This window comes from Amycolatopsis echigonensis, from assembly GCF_002846615.1.
Taxonomy (GTDB): Bacteria; Actinomycetota; Actinomycetes; order Mycobacteriales; family Pseudonocardiaceae; genus Amycolatopsis; species Amycolatopsis echigonensis.
The window spans coordinates 2,281,252-2,294,998 of sequence record NZ_PJMY01000003.1; the positions used below are offsets into that span (position 1 = coordinate 2,281,252).

Consider the following 13,747-nt stretch of genomic DNA (forward strand, 5'->3'; position numbering starts at 1 on the left):
CACGAGCGGTCGACACCCCCAACAACCGGCGGCCCCACGAACACCGCCTCTTCCCAACCAGCCATTCCCACCACCCACCCGCAGCAGACGCACCCACAATCGAGGCACCCACACCTCCCCCGCACCCCGATACGAAGCCTCCTCTGCACAATCAAGCTTCGGGGTGCCCCACAGCACCACCCACATGCAATGTCGCCGCCAGGCGACGAGCCGCCCACCCGGTAATGTCCGCCCCATGGGATCCCGCATCGAGCACCGCGGCGAATTCGACGGCTCGCTCGACCACGTCTTCACCGCAGTGGCCGGAGAGGAAGCACTGCGCGCCCGCCTCGCCGCACTGGGCGGCGACGACGCCAAGCTCCTCGCCTACACCGCCGAAGGCGACTCCGTGCGCTACGAGCTCCAGCACGGCATCAAGGCGGCAAAGCTCCCCCAAGCCGTCCGCGCGCTGCACAAGGGCGACATCATCGTCCGCCGCACCCAGACCTGGAAGCGGTCCGGCGACGAGTACACCGGCCGGTCCGACGTCGGCGTCGGCGGCGTGCCCGGCGAGATCGGGGCTTCGACCTACCTCACCCCGAAGGGCGGCAAGGTCGTCTTCCGCACCACCGGCGAGGTGGTCGTGCGGATCCCGCTGTTCGGCGGGCGGATCGAGGAGTTCGTCTCCGAGCAGGTGGTCAACCTGCTGCGGCGCGAGGACGAGTTCACCGCGCAGTGGCTGGCCGAGCACGCCTGACCCCGGTGGGAGTCCCGACCAGGGGCACCACCAATCCGAACCGGTTGCGCCGGGTCGACCGCTGGCTCGCGAGCGACCCGGCCGTCACGCGGCTGCTGCGGCGGGGCGAAAGTCCCCTTGTCGTCGATCTCGGCTACGGAGCGTCGCCGGTCACGACGGTCGAACTGGCTCGCTGGCTGACGCGCGTGCGGCCGGACGTCCGGGTGCTCGGGCTCGAACTCGACCCGGTGCGCGTCGCCGCTGCCCTGCCCGCCGCCGATCCGCCGCGGCTCGACTTCCGGCGCGGCGGCTTCGAGCTGGCCGGGACGCGGCCGGTGCTGGTGCGCGCGTTCAACGTGCTCCGGCAGTACGCCGAGGACGAGGTCCCCGGCGCGTGGCAGCTGATGCTCGACGCGATGCCGCCGGACGGCCTGCTCGTCGAGGGCACCTGCGACGAGATCGGCCGGCTGGTCACGTGGGTCGTGGTCGGGGCCGACGGCCCGCGCACGCTGACCCTGTCGCTCCGCCTCGCCGACCTCGACCGTCCGTCCACAGTGGCCGAACGGTTGCCGAAAATCCTCATTCACCGCAACGTTCCCGGCGAACGCGTGCACGCCCTGATGTCCACTTTGGACGAGTGCTGGGCAGCCGCCGCCCCGCACCGCTCCTTCGGCGTGCGGGCCCGCTGGACCACCACCGTCGCCATGCTCGCCGACCGCGGCTGGCCCGTTTTCGGCAATCCGGACCGGCGACGGCTCGGCGAGCTGACCGTCGCCTGGGAGAGCGTCGCGCCGCGCTGAACCCACCTGTTCACCACCCGCATTCCGCTGGGTCATCCCGTGGTGACCTTCGGTGCTCACGATGAGCGGGTGGAACTGCTGGAACACGTCACCGAGCTGATCCGGGGCACGCTCGGCTCGCCCTGGCTGTGGGTGCTCGTGTTCGCGATCGCCGGACTGGACGCGCTGCTCCCGTTCATGCCGAGCGAAACGACCGTGGTGACCGTCGCCGTCCTGATCGGCCCGGACCTGGGCAGGCTCGCGCTGCTGGTCGTCGTCTCCGCCGCCGGTGCGTGGGCGGGCGACTGTCTCGGCTACGCCGTGGGCCGCGCCGCCGGACCGCGGGCCGCCGCCTGGCTGCAGCGCGGCCCGTCCGGACGGCAACGCTACGAATGGGCCCGTGACCAGGTCCGCCGGCAAGCGCCGCTGCTGATCATCGCCGCGCGCTACCTGCCCGGCGGCCGCGTCGCGAGCGCGCTGGCCAACGGGAGCCTCGGCTACCCGCTGCGCCGATTCGTGCCGCTCGACGCCGTTGGCGCGGCCCTGTGGTCGGTGTACAGCGCGCTGATCGGGCTTGCCGGAGGTGCCGCGTTCGCCGGCCGTCCGGTGTACGGGCTGCTGCTGTCCTTCCTGCTCGGACTGCTGCTGGTCGCGCTCATCGAATTCGGTCGGCGAGTGCGGGTGCGCAGGCTACGGTCGGCTCATGGACGCGCCACGCCTGCGGGAAGCGATCGACATCCACGCCGACCGGATCAAGGCCGCGACGCTCGCCGCGGGTCCTGCCGCGCCGGTCCAGAACTGTCCGAAGTGGACAGTGCGGGACCTGGTGACGCACCTGACGGCGGTGCTCTCGTACACGGTCGCGGCGATCACCGAGCAGAACGCTGAACCGCCGCGCGCCAGCACGTGGGAGGACACCCTCGGCTGCTGGGACGGCGAACGGATGGCCGTCCGCGAAGCCCTGCGCCGCCCGGCGGACACCCCGCTGCGCTCGCCGTTCCCGCACGGCGGCCCGGTCACCGTCGGAGACTTGACGCGCCGGCTCGCGCACGAGTTCGCCATCCACCGGCTCGACGCGGAAAGCGCCCTGCCGACGCCGCCGGCCACCCGGTACCGCACGGAATTCGCCGAGGACGGCATCGACGAGTTCCTCGCCTTCCTGACCCCGCGCCGCTGCCAGCCGAGCGGTCGCTCCGGGATCGTCCAAGTCAGCACCGACACGCGGACGTGGACCGTGCTGCTGCACCCGGATCAGCCCCCGACGCTGGGCGAAGGCGTCCCGGACCTCACGCTCTCCGGCCCGGCCGACGACGTCTACCGCGCGCTGTGGGGCCGCCCGAACCACGCCGAAAAAGTCGGCGACGCCACCCTTCTGGAGCCCCTCGCAGCGCCCTGACCAGCGGCCGGTGAGAATGGGCACGTGTCAGATCCCCAGCGTTACGTGCTCACCTTCGGCTGCCCCGACCGCACCGGCATCATCGCCCGCATCTCGGGCTTCCTCGCCGACCACGGCGGAATGATCGTCGAGGCGGCGTACCACACCGACCCCGACTCGGGCTGGTTCTTCACCCGCCAGGTCGTCCGCGCCGACTCGCTGCCGTTCGACGCCGAGGGATTGCGCGAACGGTTCGGCGAGGTGGCCGGCGAACTGTCCGCCGAGTCGAGCTGGCAGGTGCGCGACACCGGCGAGCGCCCGCGCGCGGTGGTGCTGGTGTCGAAGGCCGGGCACTGCCTGTACGACCTGCTCGGCCGGGTCGCCTCCGGCGAACTGGACGTCGACATCGCCGCGGTGATCGGCAACCACGATTCGCTCGCGGACATCACCCGCGCGCACGGGATCCCGTTCCACCACGTGCCGTTCCCGGCGGGCGACCCCGACGGCAAAGCGGCCGCGTTCGCCAAGGTCCGCGAACTGGTCGACGCCCACGACCCGCACGCGATCGTGCTGGCGCGGTTCATGCAGGTGCTGCCCGCGGAGCTGTGCGAGGCGTGGGCCGGGCGGGCGCTGAACATCCACCACAGCTTCCTGCCGTCGTTCATCGGCGCGAAGCCCTACCACCAGGCGCACACCCGCGGCGTGAAGCTCGTCGGCGCGACCTGCCATTACGTCACCGCGGACCTGGACGCCGGGCCGATCATCGAACAGGACGTCATCCGCGTCGACCACGGCGATTCGGTGCAGGACCTGGTGCGCAAGGGCCGCGACATCGAGAAGGTGACGCTCGCCCGCGGGCTGCGCTGGCACCTCGAAGGCCGCGTTCTGGTGCACGGCAACCGGACGATGGTGCTCTGACGCGCCGCGGCTCCCCGAACGTCCGTGAAGGGCTCCTTGAGGGAATCTAATTCCCTCAAGGAGCCCTTCACGGACCTCTATGCGGCATGGGGGCGCGAGCGTCAGCCGATCGTCGCGGTGTCGATCACGAAGCGGTACCGCACGTCGCTGTTCTGGACCCGCGCGTACGCCTCGTTCACCTGGTCCGCGCTGATCTTCTCGATCTCCGCGCCGACGCCGTGTTCGGCGCAGAAGTCCAGCATCTCCTGCGTTTCCGCGATGCCGCCGATCATCGAACCGGCCAGCACGCGGTTGCCGCCCAGCAGGGAGAACACGTTGTACTCCAACGGTTCGCCCGGCGCGCCGACGTTCACCATCGCGCCGCCGACGCGCAGCAGGCTGAGGTAGGCGTCGACCGGCAGCTTCGCCGACACGGTGTTGAGGATGATGTCGAACCGGCCGGCGAGCGTCTCGAAGGTCGACTCGTCGCTGGTCGCGTAGTAGTCCTTCGCGCCGAGCCGGAGACCGTCTTCCTGCTTCTTCAGGCTCTGGCTGAGCACGGTGACCTCCGCGCCCATCGCGACGGCCAGCTTGACCGCCATGTGCCCGAGCCCGCCGAGCCCGACGACGGCGACCTTCTTGCCCGGACCCGCGCCCCAGCGGCGCAGCGGGGAGTACGTGGTGATGCCCGCGCACAGCAGCGGCGCGGCGACGTCCAGCTCGATGCCCTCCGGGATCCGGCAGACGAACGCGTCCTTCACGACGATCTGGCGGCTGTATCCGCCGTAGGTGTTCTCCCCGTCGAAGCCGACGCCGTTGTAGGTCTGCACGTTGCCCTTGACGCAGAACTGCTCGGACCCGGCGCGGCAGTACTCGCACTCGCCGCAGGAATCGACCATGCAGCCGACCCCGACCCGGTCGCCGACCTGGTACTTCGTGACGTCCGAGCCGACCGCGGCGACCACGCCGGCGATCTCGTGGCCGGGCACCATCGGGAAGATCGCGGTGCCCCAGTCCTGGTTGACCTGGTGCAGGTCGCTGTGGCAGATGCCGGCGTAGGCGATGTCGATCAGCACGTCGTCCGGCCGCAGGTCACGGCGCTCGATCGTCGTCGGGGCCAGCGGTCCGCCCGGCGCCGCGGCGGCGATGGCGGAGGTAGTCGTGGTCATGAAGCCCTCCTGGGTGTCCCGGCCGTTCCGGGACAAAGTCGATGTAAGAACCCTCTTACATCGACTACCGTAGGCCTCGGCTTATTCCGGGGCGCGATCACGATCGGGTGTGACCTACGACATGGCGGCGCAGTACCACCACCGCAATCTGCGCGCCGAACTCGTGCGCGTCTCGCTCGACTTGATCGCGGAAAACGGGATCAGCCGCTTCTCGGTCGCCGAAGCCGCGCGACGGGCGAAGGTCTCCTCCGCCGCGCCGTACCGGCATTTTCCCGACCGCTCGGCATTGCTGGCCGCGGCCGTCACGGTCGCGGCGCGCCAGCTGCACGAACTCGCCGAGGAAGCGGCCGCCGGCGAAACGGACGACGATGCCGCGCTGGCCGCCGTCACCGCCGCGCACACCAAGTTCCTGATCGACACCCGGATCGGCCTGCACGTCTTCTTCGCCGCCGAACTGGCCGACGTGCACTACGCCGAACTGCACGAGACCCGCCGCGAGCTGATCGACGCGTCACTGCTGCGCTGCCTCGCGATCGCGCCGGATCCGGCGATCGCCCTGGAACTGATGGAGCAGCTCCACACCCAGGCCTACGGTTACGGCGATTTCTACCTCAACGGCGTCTCCCAGTGGCTCGGCTACCCGCCGGAGCAGGTCGTCGCCAAGTCTCGGCGAGCGGCGCGGATCGTGATCGAGGCTTATCGCGCGGGGGGCCCGGCGCTCAGCCCGGCGGAGTGGTGACGTAACGGGCGGCCAGCCAAGAACCGAAGGCGTGCAACCGATCGGTGAGCGCGGACGGTTCGACGACGTCGAAATCCACGTCCAGATAAGCCAACCACCGCGCGGCCCAGTCGAGATCGTCGGTGCCGAACCGAAGTTCGCACTCGTCGCCGTCCTCGACCACGGTGGCCACGCTCGGGTCGACAAGCTCGCGGACCAGCTCAGCGGACGTGTGGACCTGAACCCGGACGCGATACCGCCACCCCGCGTCCGTGACCAGATCGGCCACAGTGGACGGTGGTTCCGGCGCGGGCAGCTGGATGCCGAGCGGCTGGACCGCCTCGATCCGATCCACGGCAAAGGCTTTCCACTCCGTCGTTCCACGAGGGCAGGCGACGAGGTACCACTGCCGTCGGACAGTGAGGAGCCGATAAGGCTGCACCTCGACCGGTTTCGCCGCCGGGGCGTCCAAGGCGCGATGCCGGATCCGGACGGCTTCCCGCGCCCGGCAGGCCAACGCGAGCGGCACCAAAGTGTCGCGTGCGGCTTGCCGGAAAGGCTTGCCCGGCAACGCTTCCACGTCCGCGAGCGCGGCGAGCCTGGCCTGCCAGCGCGGCGGCACCACCTGAGTCAGCTTGGCCAGCGCGGTCACCGTCGCGGTCTCCAGTCCGTCGACCGCCACCGCCGTCCGCAGTCCGAGCGAAACCGCGGCGACCTCGTCCGCGTCCAGCAGGAGCGGCGGCATCGCGGCGCCGTGCGCGAGCCGATAGCCGCCGATCCGGCCCGGCGCACCGTCGATGCGGTAGCCGAGTTCGCGCAGCTGAGCGATGTCGCGCCGAGTCGTGCGCTCAGTGACGCCGAGCCGGGCCGCGAGGTCGGACGCGGAGATGCCGGGGCGCGCCTGCAGCAACGCCAGCGTCTCCAGGCGACGGCTCGTGGTGGTCATGGTTTCGATTCTCGCGCGAAACTAGGACAGTATTCGACCGGGTATCTGGCCATACTCGGTTCATGACTCAGCTGCTCCGTCCCGAAGGACTCGTGCGGTCCCCCGCCTTCGCCCAGCTCGCCGTGGTTCCGCCGGGCGCGACGACGATCTACGTGGGCGGCCAGAACGCGGTCGACGCCACCGGCGAGCTCGTCGGCGGCACCGACGTCGCCGCGCAGGTCGAGCGGGTGATGGCCAACCTGAAAACCGCGCTGGCCGCCGGGGGCGCGACGGTTCAGGATGTGGTGATGCTGACCATCCTGCTGGTCGAGGACGTCGATCTCGCCCAGGCTTATCCGGCCGCCGCCGCGGCTCTGGCGGGCGCGACGCCGCCGGTGACCGTCCAGCGCGTGGCCGGGCTGGCGATGCCGGGCGCGCTCGTCGAGGTCAGCGCGATCGCGGCGGTGGCCCGGTGAGCGTCGGGCAGACCAAGGACGCGGGCTGGCAGATCGGCGTCTCGAAGACGGTCGGCCGCTCCGCCGAGGAGGTCTGGGACTTCCTCACCTCCGCGGAAGGCGTGGCGATCTGGCTCGGCGAGGGCGTGACCGTCCACCCCGAACCGGGCGTGGGATACAAGACCGCCGACGGAATCCGCGGCGAAACGCGCAGTTTCCGCGAAATGGACCGGATCCGGCTCACCTGGCAGCCGCCCGGCTGGTCGCACGACACGACGCTGCAGCTGGCCGTGCGCGCCAGCGGCCCGGGCAAAGCGATGCTGCGCATCCACCAGGAACGGCTGGCCGACGCCGCCGAACGGGAGCGGCAGCGCCGCCATTGGCAGGGAGTGCTCGCCGAATTGATCACCGCGCTTGCCTAGTCCGCGACTGACGGAGGACCCTGGTACGCAAGCGGTTCACCGGCAGGAGGCGCGATGCTCTGCGTGTTCGACGTCAACGAGACGCTGCTCGACCTGACTGTGCTCGATCCGCTGTTCACCAAGCTCACCGGAGACCCGCAAGCCCGCGAGGAATGGTTCACGCTCTCGATCCACACCGTGCTCACGGTGACCGCGGCCGGCCAGTACCGCGATTTCGCGCAGATCGCCGGGGAGGCCGCGGCCGCCGTTTGCGCCCGGCACGGCCATGAACTGACCGACGTCGAGATGGTGAAGGTGGGCGACGGCCTGCGTTCCCTTCCCGCACACGCCGACGTCGTGCCCGGCTTGGACCGCTTGCGGCAGGCCGGGCACCAGGTCGTCGCACTCACGAACTCACCGCTCGCGACCGCCGAAGCGCAGCTGCAGAACGCCGGCCTGGCAACGAAGTTCGACCGGATCTTCTCCGCGCAGCAGGTCAGCAAGCTCAAGCCCGCGCCGGAGCCGTACCTCCAGGTGCTGCGTGCCTTCGACGTCGAACCCGGCCAGGCGGTGATGGTCGCCGCGCACGGCTGGGACATCGCCGGTGCGCAAGCAGCCGGACTCCGGACCGCGCTGCTCGCGCGTCCCGGAGTCCATCCGCTGCCCGGCCTGCCCGCCGCGACCTACACCGCGGCGACGCTGCCCGAACTGGCCGACGCGATCCTCAGGAGCTGAGGCGCACCAGCATCTTTCCGGTGTTCGCCCCGCTGAGCAGGCCGAGGAAGGCCTCCGGCGCGTTGCGGATGCCGTCCACAAAGGTCTCCGAGTACTTGATCTCCCCGGACGCGACGAGCGGCGCGACCTCGGCGACGAACTCCTGCATCAGGTGCCAGTGGTCCAGCACGAGCAGGCCGCGCATGGTGATCCGCTTCGCGATGAGCTGCACCAGGTTGCGCGGAGCGGGCGTCGGCTCGGTGGCGTTGTACTGCGAGATCATGCCGCAGATGGCGATCCGGCCGTGCAGGTTCATCGACGCGATCGCGGCTTCGAGGTGCTCGCCGCCGACGTTGTCGAAGTAGACGTCGATGCCCTCGGGAGCGGCCGCGGCGAGCTGCTCGGCGACCGGTCCGTCCTTGTAGTTGAAGGCGGCGTCGAAGCCGAGGTCCTCAATGAGGTGGCGGACCTTCTCCGCCGAACCCGCGCTGCCGATCACGCGCTTGGCGCCCTTGAGCCGCGCCAGCTGGCCGACGAGCGAGCCGACGGCACCGGCCGCACCGGAGACGAACACCGTGTCGCCCGGCTTGAATTCCGCGCTCACCAGCAGTCCGGCGTACGCGGTGAGGCCCGGCATGCCGAGCACGCCGAGGTAGGTCGAGAGCGGCGCGACGGAATCGTCCACCTTGACCGCTCGCTTGGCGTCGAGCACCGCGTGCGTGCGCCAGCCCGCCTGGTGCAGCACGTGGTCGCCGACCGCGAAGTCGTCCACAGTGGACTCGATGACCTCGCCGACCGCGCCGCCCTGCATCGCCTCGCCCACCACGAACGGCGGCGAGTAGGACTTCACGTCGTTCATCCGGCCGCGCATCGCCGGGTCGACGCTCATCACCACGTTGCGCACCAGGATCTCCCCCGGCCCCGGCTTCGGCACCGCGGTCTCGACGATGTCGAAATTGTCCATGGTCGGCACGCCGTGCGGGCGGGACGCGAGCCGGATCTCGGTCGCCGTGTCGGGCGCTGTGGGTGCGTTCACCGTCGAACTCCGTTTCGTTCAAGCTGGATTGAAGCGGGGCGCACGCCCCGTCTCTCCGGCCAACGGAGCAACCGGGGCGCGCATTCCGATTGTCCCCGGAGCTGTGGCAAGCGCTACACGATCTCCGCGAGCTTGCCGAGCACGCCGTCGTAGATCTTCTTCAGCCCGCCCGGCGCGAAGGTCTTCTCGAAGAAGCCGCCGATGCCGCCCGCGCCGTCCCAGCTGGTCTCGATGCGGACGAGGGAACGCTCGCCGGAAGGCGTCACGGTCCAGGTGGTGACCATGCTGGAGTTCGCGTCGGTCTCGACGAACTTGCCCGGCGACGGCTCGGTCACCGTGGCCGCGACGTCGCGCACGCGCTTGGACGTGGCCTGCAGCTTCCAGCTGGCCTTCGTGCCGGCGCCGACGCCGCCCTCGCTGACCTGGTAGTCGCGGTAGTGCTCGGTGAGCAGCTTCGGCCGGGTCTCGGCGTAGTCCGCGACCAGCTCACGCACGCGTTCCACCGGCGCGTCGATCGTGCGTTCCGCGGTGGCCGTGACCTTGCCCATGTCGTTTCCCCTGCTCTTCTCGGTTTCCGCCGCAGCCACCTTCGCATATGCGCGGAAACCCCGGGAGTGGCGGTACGCACCCACCACTCCCGGGAACGTCAGGACAGGCCCTGCTGCTTCAGCCAGTCCTTGGCCACGTCGGCCGCGGGCTCGCCGTCCGCGTCGACCCGCTTGTTGAGCTCGCGCATGCCGTCCGTGGTGAGCTTCGCGCTGACCGCGTTGACGACGTTCGCGAAGTCCGCGCCGCGGGCGTCGAGCACCTTCTTGTTCACCGCGGGCACCACGTTCTCGGTGGGCACGATGGTCAGGTCGTCCTTGAGCGCGACGTACTGCGGGTCGCCGACCAGCGGGCTGACCGAGTCGACCGGGATCACCGTGACCGCGCCGGAGTTGAGCTGCTGCACGCGCGGCCCGGCCTCCTGCACGGTCTGGAAGGTGGCGTTCGTCAGCTTGTAGACGTCCTTGAAGCCCTTGAAGCACGGGAGCCGCTTCTCGCACTCCGGCGGACCGGCCATGACGACCTTGTCGAGCTTCTTCAGGTCGCTGATCGACGCGAGGCCCTTCGACTTCGCGAGGTCGGCCTTCACGATGTAGGTGTTCTTGTCCTCGGCGGCCGCATAGTTCAGCAGCCCGACGCCCTCCGGCGCGAAAAGCTTCTCCAGCTGTTCGTGCTCGGCCTTCGCGTCCTTCGTGGCCTCCTTGCCGAAGCCGGTCGTGATCGCCGCGCCCTGGTACTCCGGCAGGAACTGCAGTTCGCCGGATTTGAGCGACGGGTAAACCAGCTCGCGCGAGCCGAGGTTCAGCTTCCGGGTGACCGGATAGCCCTTGGCCTCCAGCGCGCCCGCGTAGATCTCGGCCAGGATCTGGCTGTCGGTGAAGTTGAACGAGGCGACGACGATCGGAGCGCCGCCCTTGCTCGGCGCGGCCGGCTGGTCGCTTCCCCCACCGCACGCGGTCAAGCCGAGCGCGGCCGTCGCCAGCAGCGCGGCCACTCGGATGTTCCGGGTCCAGCGCACGTGTCCCCACACTCCTCAGTCCACTCGTCAGAGGGAATGGACCCTAACCGCGACCCCCGACAGAAACCACTGGATAGGAATCCTCGCCACGGAATCTCAAGGGCCGGAATATTGTCGCTCGACCGGGGTAAGGTCGCGCCGTGCACGCGTCCGCGACCCCGCTGCTGGCCGACAGCAGCCGACCCCTCTTCGAATGGCGGTGGGTCGAACGCAACGCCGACGCGATTCTGCAGCGGCTCGGCGAGCACATCGCCCTCACCGCGACCGCGCTCGGCATCGGCCTCGTGCTGTCGCTCGCGCTGGCCACGCTGTGCCTGCGCTACCGCTGGTTCTACCCGTTCGTGGTCGGCGCCGCGGGCGCGCTCTACGTGATCCCGAGCCTGGGCGCGTTCGCGCTGCTCGTCCCGCTGCTCGGGTTCTCCTTCGCCACCTCGGTGATCCCGCTGGCCACGTACACGCTGCTGATCCTGATCCGCAACATCGTGACCGGCGTGCAGCAGGTGCCGACCGAGGTGCGCGAAGCGGCGATCGGGATGGGCTTCACGCCCAGGCGGCTGTTGTGGCAGGTGGAGCTTCCGCTCGCGCTGCCGGTGGTGATCGCCGGGCTGCGGGTGGCCGCGGTGACGACGATCGGCCTGGTCACGGTCACCTCGCTGCTCGGCAAGGGCGGGCTCGGCTACTTCATCCGCGCCGGCATCCAGACGACGATCCCGAACCCGAGCCCGATCATCGTCGGCGTGGTGCTGTCGATCGCGCTGGCCGTGCTCGTCGATCTGCTGCTGTGGCTGAGCGAACGCGCGCTGGCCCCGTGGGCGCGGAGGGCCGTCCGATGAGCTTTTTCGCGCAGCTGAGCCAATGGCTGGCCGATCCGAACCGGTGGAGCTGGACCGATCCGGCCGGGATTCCGTTCCGGACCGTCCAGCATCTGTGGTTTTCCGCGCTGGCGCTCGCGATCTCGATCGTCCTGACGGTCCCGCTCGCGGTGTGTCTCGGGCACTACCGGCGCGGACAGTTCCTCGCGAGCAGCGCGGTCAACATCGGCCGCGCGATCCCGAGCTTCGGGCTGATCATCCTGTTCTGGTTCCTGGCCAGCCGGTGGGGCGCGAACACGGACTTCTGGCCGCTGCTGCTCGCGCTCGTCGCGCTGGCGCTGCCGCCGCTGTTCACCAACACCTACGCCGGCGTGGTGCAGGTGGAACAGGAGGTCGTCGACGCGGCGCGCGGCACCGGGTATCGCGAATGGCAGATCATGTTGCGCGTGGAACTGCCGCTGTCGTCACCGGTGATCGTGGCCGCCGCGCGGGTGGCGTTCCTGCAGCTGATCGCGACGGTCGCGATCGGCGCGATCGTCAACGACGGCGGCGGCCTCGGCCGCTACATCGTCGACGGGTTCGCCCTCGGCGAGCAGGGCCACGGCGAGATCTTCGGCGGCGGCCTGGCGGTGGTGATCCTGGCGTTGGTGTGCGAGGGGCTGTTCGCGCTGCTGACCAAGCTGGCTACGCCTCGCGGTCTCGCCCTCCAGCAGGCCCGCCGGGACTCGTGAGACAAACCTCGGCCAACCGGTCGATCTCCGGCCCCAGCGACCGGTCGACCACCACTGGTTCGACCTGGTCCGCGAGCCAGGCGTAGGTGTCGGCCAGCTTCGGCGCTCCTGGGGTGGCGAGGAGATACCGCGCCTGCCGCCCGGCGATCAACTCGCACGCGGTGATGGCGAAGAAGCGTTCGATGACGGTCTCGAGTTCGGCTCCGGCCTTGCTGGCAAACGCTTGCACATCCTCCTGACCAGCGGAAGTGTCGAGCGATCCGAGCGTCGCCGGCGCGGCCAGGCGGCGCATCGCGTGCAGCTCGCCAGCCGCGCGTTTGTGCAATGGCGTCAGCCCGGCCTGCGGTCCAGGATCCACCGCGAGCTGCTGCGGCAGACCGCTGAACTGCGGGTCGAGGAGGCGATGAAGGCGCTGTACCGAGACCTCCGCCGCGTGGACGAGCGCTGCCTTGACGGCGTCCATCCGAAGCCCGAGCGCGACTGCGTGATAGCCGGTCGTCGGGGCGAACTCACCGTTGACGAAACCCGGCGAATCGCCCGGAGTTTCCCAGGACTCCCGCAGGGTTTCCCACAGTTCCTCGACAGTCCGGCTGACGTATTCGAGCACCTTCGGTCCGACTCGCACCGAGATCGGCGCCTGCACCACTTCCTTTTTCGTGGCGGCCCCATCGACAAGTTTCTCGATGCGGGTGCCGCGGTAAATCGCTTGTGGCGCACCAAGAACGTCCACGACGATCGCCGCGCAGACCGTTTGCCACTCGATCAGCCGACGCAATCTCTTGCCGCAGACCCACGCGTACGCCTCGGCCAGCGGCGACCCCTGAATCAGGCTCGCCCCTTCCTTCGGCCCCAGCACGAACGGCCTTGCCCCGCGCCGTTCCAGCGCTGCCGCCGCCGGGACTTCGGCACCGTCCTCGATGACCGTGCCGAGCCCGACGAACGTCTGGAACGCGTGCGCGAGCGGGATGATCTCGCCCGCGCTGCCGAGACTGTCGCGCGGGACGGCGGGGAGGAAACCGTCATTGAGCCGGTCCGCGAGGAAGGCGACCAGCTCGGGGCTGACCGCCGCGTCGCCGCGGAGAAACCCGCGCAGCCGCATGCGCAGCAACGCCCGGGTCAGCTCCGGCGACAACCACGGCCTCCCGCCGACCGCCCGGCCGACCAGCAGATTGCGCTGATGGTCGGCCTGCTGCCCGGCGGTCAGCCGCGTTCCGGCGAGCCGCCCCATTCCGGTGTTGACGCCGTAGACCGGGCTGCCCTTGTCCAGCGCGGCCAGCATCGCCTCGCGGTGGTGCTTGAGCGCTTCGAGAACGGCTGGGCTGATCTCGATCCGCGCTGAGTCTTCGTCCAGCGCGGAGAGAAGCGGTTGGGCTGCTTCGGCAACGGCCCGACCGCTCCCGATCGGCGCTCCATCGCCCTCCCGCGCCGCCGTCCCGGCCCGCCGCGTCTCGGCCGT

Annotated in this window: 16 protein-coding genes and 1 pseudogene; 11 read left to right on the forward strand and 6 right to left on the reverse strand. The window is 70.1% G+C overall.

The genetic code is table 11. The annotated features are described in order from the left end of the window. Positions 1 to 235: 235 nt before the first annotated feature. The 5 genes and pseudogenes from ATK30_RS15425 to purU all read left to right on the forward strand — a co-directional run bounded on the left by ATK30_RS15425 (position 236) and on the right by purU (position 3,787). Positions 236 to 736 carry a DUF2505 domain-containing protein gene (locus tag ATK30_RS15425; protein ID WP_101436187.1) on the forward strand — a complete coding sequence of 167 codons (501 nt, stop codon included), beginning with the start codon at positions 236 to 238 and terminating at the stop codon, positions 734 to 736. Further along, positions 715 to 1,515, forward strand: coding sequence for an SAM-dependent methyltransferase (locus ATK30_RS15430; RefSeq protein ID WP_101436188.1), 801 nt, complete (start codon positions 715 to 717; stop codon positions 1,513 to 1,515). Before ATK30_RS15425 ends, ATK30_RS15430 begins: the two co-directional genes overlap by 22 nt. Positions 1,516 to 1,584: 69 nt before the next feature. After that, positions 1,585 to 2,382, forward strand: coding sequence for a DedA family protein (locus ATK30_RS15435; RefSeq protein WP_101440851.1), 798 nt, complete (start codon positions 1,585 to 1,587; stop codon positions 2,380 to 2,382). Next, a pseudogene (locus tag ATK30_RS15440) lies at positions 2,273 to 2,890 on the forward strand (maleylpyruvate isomerase family mycothiol-dependent enzyme); the annotation flags it as partial. The gene ATK30_RS15435 and the pseudogene ATK30_RS15440, both read left to right, overlap by 110 nt. Before the next feature lie 45 nt (positions 2,891 to 2,935). Continuing rightward, positions 2,936 to 3,787 carry a formyltetrahydrofolate deformylase gene (purU, locus tag ATK30_RS15445; RefSeq protein WP_208637642.1) on the forward strand — a complete coding sequence of 284 codons (852 nt, stop codon included), beginning with the start codon at positions 2,936 to 2,938 and terminating at the stop codon, positions 3,785 to 3,787. Between the two features lie 101 nt (positions 3,788 to 3,888). On the opposite strand, the gene ATK30_RS15450 is transcribed toward purU, so the two are convergent. After that, positions 3,889 to 4,935, reverse strand: coding sequence for an NAD(P)-dependent alcohol dehydrogenase (locus ATK30_RS15450; RefSeq protein ID WP_101436190.1), 1,047 nt, complete (start codon positions 4,933 to 4,935; stop codon positions 3,889 to 3,891). Between the two features lie 109 nt (positions 4,936 to 5,044). On the opposite strand from ATK30_RS15450, the gene ATK30_RS15455 reads away from it, so the two are divergent. Further along, positions 5,045 to 5,674, forward strand: coding sequence for a TetR family transcriptional regulator (locus tag ATK30_RS15455; protein WP_167441920.1), 630 nt, complete (start codon positions 5,045 to 5,047; stop codon positions 5,672 to 5,674). Here the strand turns inward: ATK30_RS15455 and ATK30_RS15460 are convergent. Further along, positions 5,655 to 6,599: a helix-turn-helix transcriptional regulator gene (locus ATK30_RS15460; protein WP_101436191.1), complete on the reverse strand. Its 945-nt coding sequence runs from the start codon at positions 6,597 to 6,599 to the stop codon at positions 5,655 to 5,657. The genes ATK30_RS15455 and ATK30_RS15460 overlap by 20 nt on opposite strands. 62 nt (positions 6,600 to 6,661) lie before the next feature. On the opposite strand from ATK30_RS15460, the gene ATK30_RS15465 reads away from it, so the two are divergent. Genes ATK30_RS15465 through ATK30_RS15475 form a run of 3 tightly spaced genes read left to right on the forward strand, consistent with a single transcriptional unit; the run spans position 6,662 to position 8,169 of the window. Further along, positions 6,662 to 7,054: a RidA family protein gene (locus tag ATK30_RS15465; RefSeq protein ID WP_101436192.1), complete on the forward strand. Its 393-nt coding sequence runs from the start codon at positions 6,662 to 6,664 to the stop codon at positions 7,052 to 7,054. Beyond that, positions 7,051 to 7,455 carry an SRPBCC domain-containing protein gene (locus ATK30_RS15470; RefSeq protein WP_101436193.1) on the forward strand — a complete coding sequence of 135 codons (405 nt, stop codon included), beginning with the start codon at positions 7,051 to 7,053 and terminating at the stop codon, positions 7,453 to 7,455. Before ATK30_RS15465 ends, ATK30_RS15470 begins: the two co-directional genes overlap by 4 nt. A gap of 54 nt (positions 7,456 to 7,509) precedes the next feature. After that, on the forward strand, positions 7,510 to 8,169 hold the full coding sequence (locus ATK30_RS15475; RefSeq protein ID WP_101436194.1) for a haloacid dehalogenase type II: 660 nt from the start codon (positions 7,510 to 7,512) through the stop codon (positions 8,167 to 8,169). On the opposite strand, the gene ATK30_RS15480 is transcribed toward ATK30_RS15475, so the two are convergent. From ATK30_RS15480 to ATK30_RS15490, 3 genes are all read right to left on the reverse strand, one after another. After that, the gene (locus tag ATK30_RS15480; RefSeq protein WP_101436195.1) at positions 8,159 to 9,184 is read right to left on the reverse strand and encodes an NADP-dependent oxidoreductase; all 1,026 of its coding nucleotides are present in this window, start codon (positions 9,182 to 9,184) and stop codon (positions 8,159 to 8,161) included. The genes ATK30_RS15475 and ATK30_RS15480 overlap by 11 nt on opposite strands. A gap of 113 nt (positions 9,185 to 9,297) precedes the next feature. Continuing rightward, a complete protein-coding gene (locus ATK30_RS15485; RefSeq protein WP_101436196.1) occupies positions 9,298 to 9,732 on the reverse strand; it encodes an SRPBCC family protein in 435 nt (144 codons plus the stop codon). Positions 9,733 to 9,830: 98 nt separating this feature from the next. Further along, complete coding sequence (locus ATK30_RS15490; RefSeq protein WP_208637349.1) at positions 9,831 to 10,748, reverse strand: ABC transporter substrate-binding protein; 918 nt, start codon at positions 10,746 to 10,748, stop codon at positions 9,831 to 9,833. 140 nt (positions 10,749 to 10,888) lie between these two features. On the opposite strand from ATK30_RS15490, the gene ATK30_RS15495 reads away from it, so the two are divergent. Both ATK30_RS15495 and ATK30_RS15500 read left to right on the forward strand, forming a co-directional pair. After that, positions 10,889 to 11,581: an ABC transporter permease gene (locus ATK30_RS15495; RefSeq protein ID WP_101436197.1), complete on the forward strand. Its 693-nt coding sequence runs from the start codon at positions 10,889 to 10,891 to the stop codon at positions 11,579 to 11,581. Beyond that, positions 11,578 to 12,291: an ABC transporter permease gene (locus tag ATK30_RS15500; RefSeq protein ID WP_101440855.1), complete on the forward strand. Its 714-nt coding sequence runs from the start codon at positions 11,578 to 11,580 to the stop codon at positions 12,289 to 12,291. The genes ATK30_RS15495 and ATK30_RS15500 overlap by 4 nt, the downstream gene beginning before the upstream one ends. Here the strand turns inward: ATK30_RS15500 and ATK30_RS15505 are convergent. After that, positions 12,245 to 13,642, reverse strand: a complete 1,398-nt coding sequence (locus ATK30_RS15505) for an aromatic amino acid lyase (protein WP_101440856.1) — start codon at positions 13,640 to 13,642, stop codon at positions 12,245 to 12,247. The two genes, ATK30_RS15500 and ATK30_RS15505, sit on opposite strands and share 47 nt — an antisense overlap. Positions 13,643 to 13,747: the final 105 nt, after the last annotated feature.

What these genes read in the sequence shown, in the direction of transcription:
- ATK30_RS15465 (WP_101436192.1), top strand. Translation starts at nt 6,662, where the DNA reads ATGACTCAGCTGCTCCGTCCCGAAGGACTCGTGCGGTCCCCCGCCTTC.
- ATK30_RS15460 (WP_101436191.1), bottom strand. Translation starts at nt 6,599, where the DNA reads ATGACCACCACGAGCCGTCGCCTGGAGACGCTGGCGTTGCTGCAGGCG.
- ATK30_RS15485 (WP_101436196.1), bottom strand. Translation starts at nt 9,732, where the DNA reads ATGGGCAAGGTCACGGCCACCGCGGAACGCACGATCGACGCGCCGGTG.
- ATK30_RS15450 (WP_101436190.1), bottom strand. Translation starts at nt 4,935, where the DNA reads ATGACCACGACTACCTCCGCCATCGCCGCCGCGGCGCCGGGCGGACCG.
- ATK30_RS15500 (WP_101440855.1), top strand. Translation starts at nt 11,578, where the DNA reads ATGAGCTTTTTCGCGCAGCTGAGCCAATGGCTGGCCGATCCGAACCGG.
- ATK30_RS15475 (WP_101436194.1), top strand. Translation starts at nt 7,510, where the DNA reads ATGCTCTGCGTGTTCGACGTCAACGAGACGCTGCTCGACCTGACTGTG.
- ATK30_RS15425 (WP_101436187.1), top strand. Translation starts at nt 236, where the DNA reads ATGGGATCCCGCATCGAGCACCGCGGCGAATTCGACGGCTCGCTCGAC.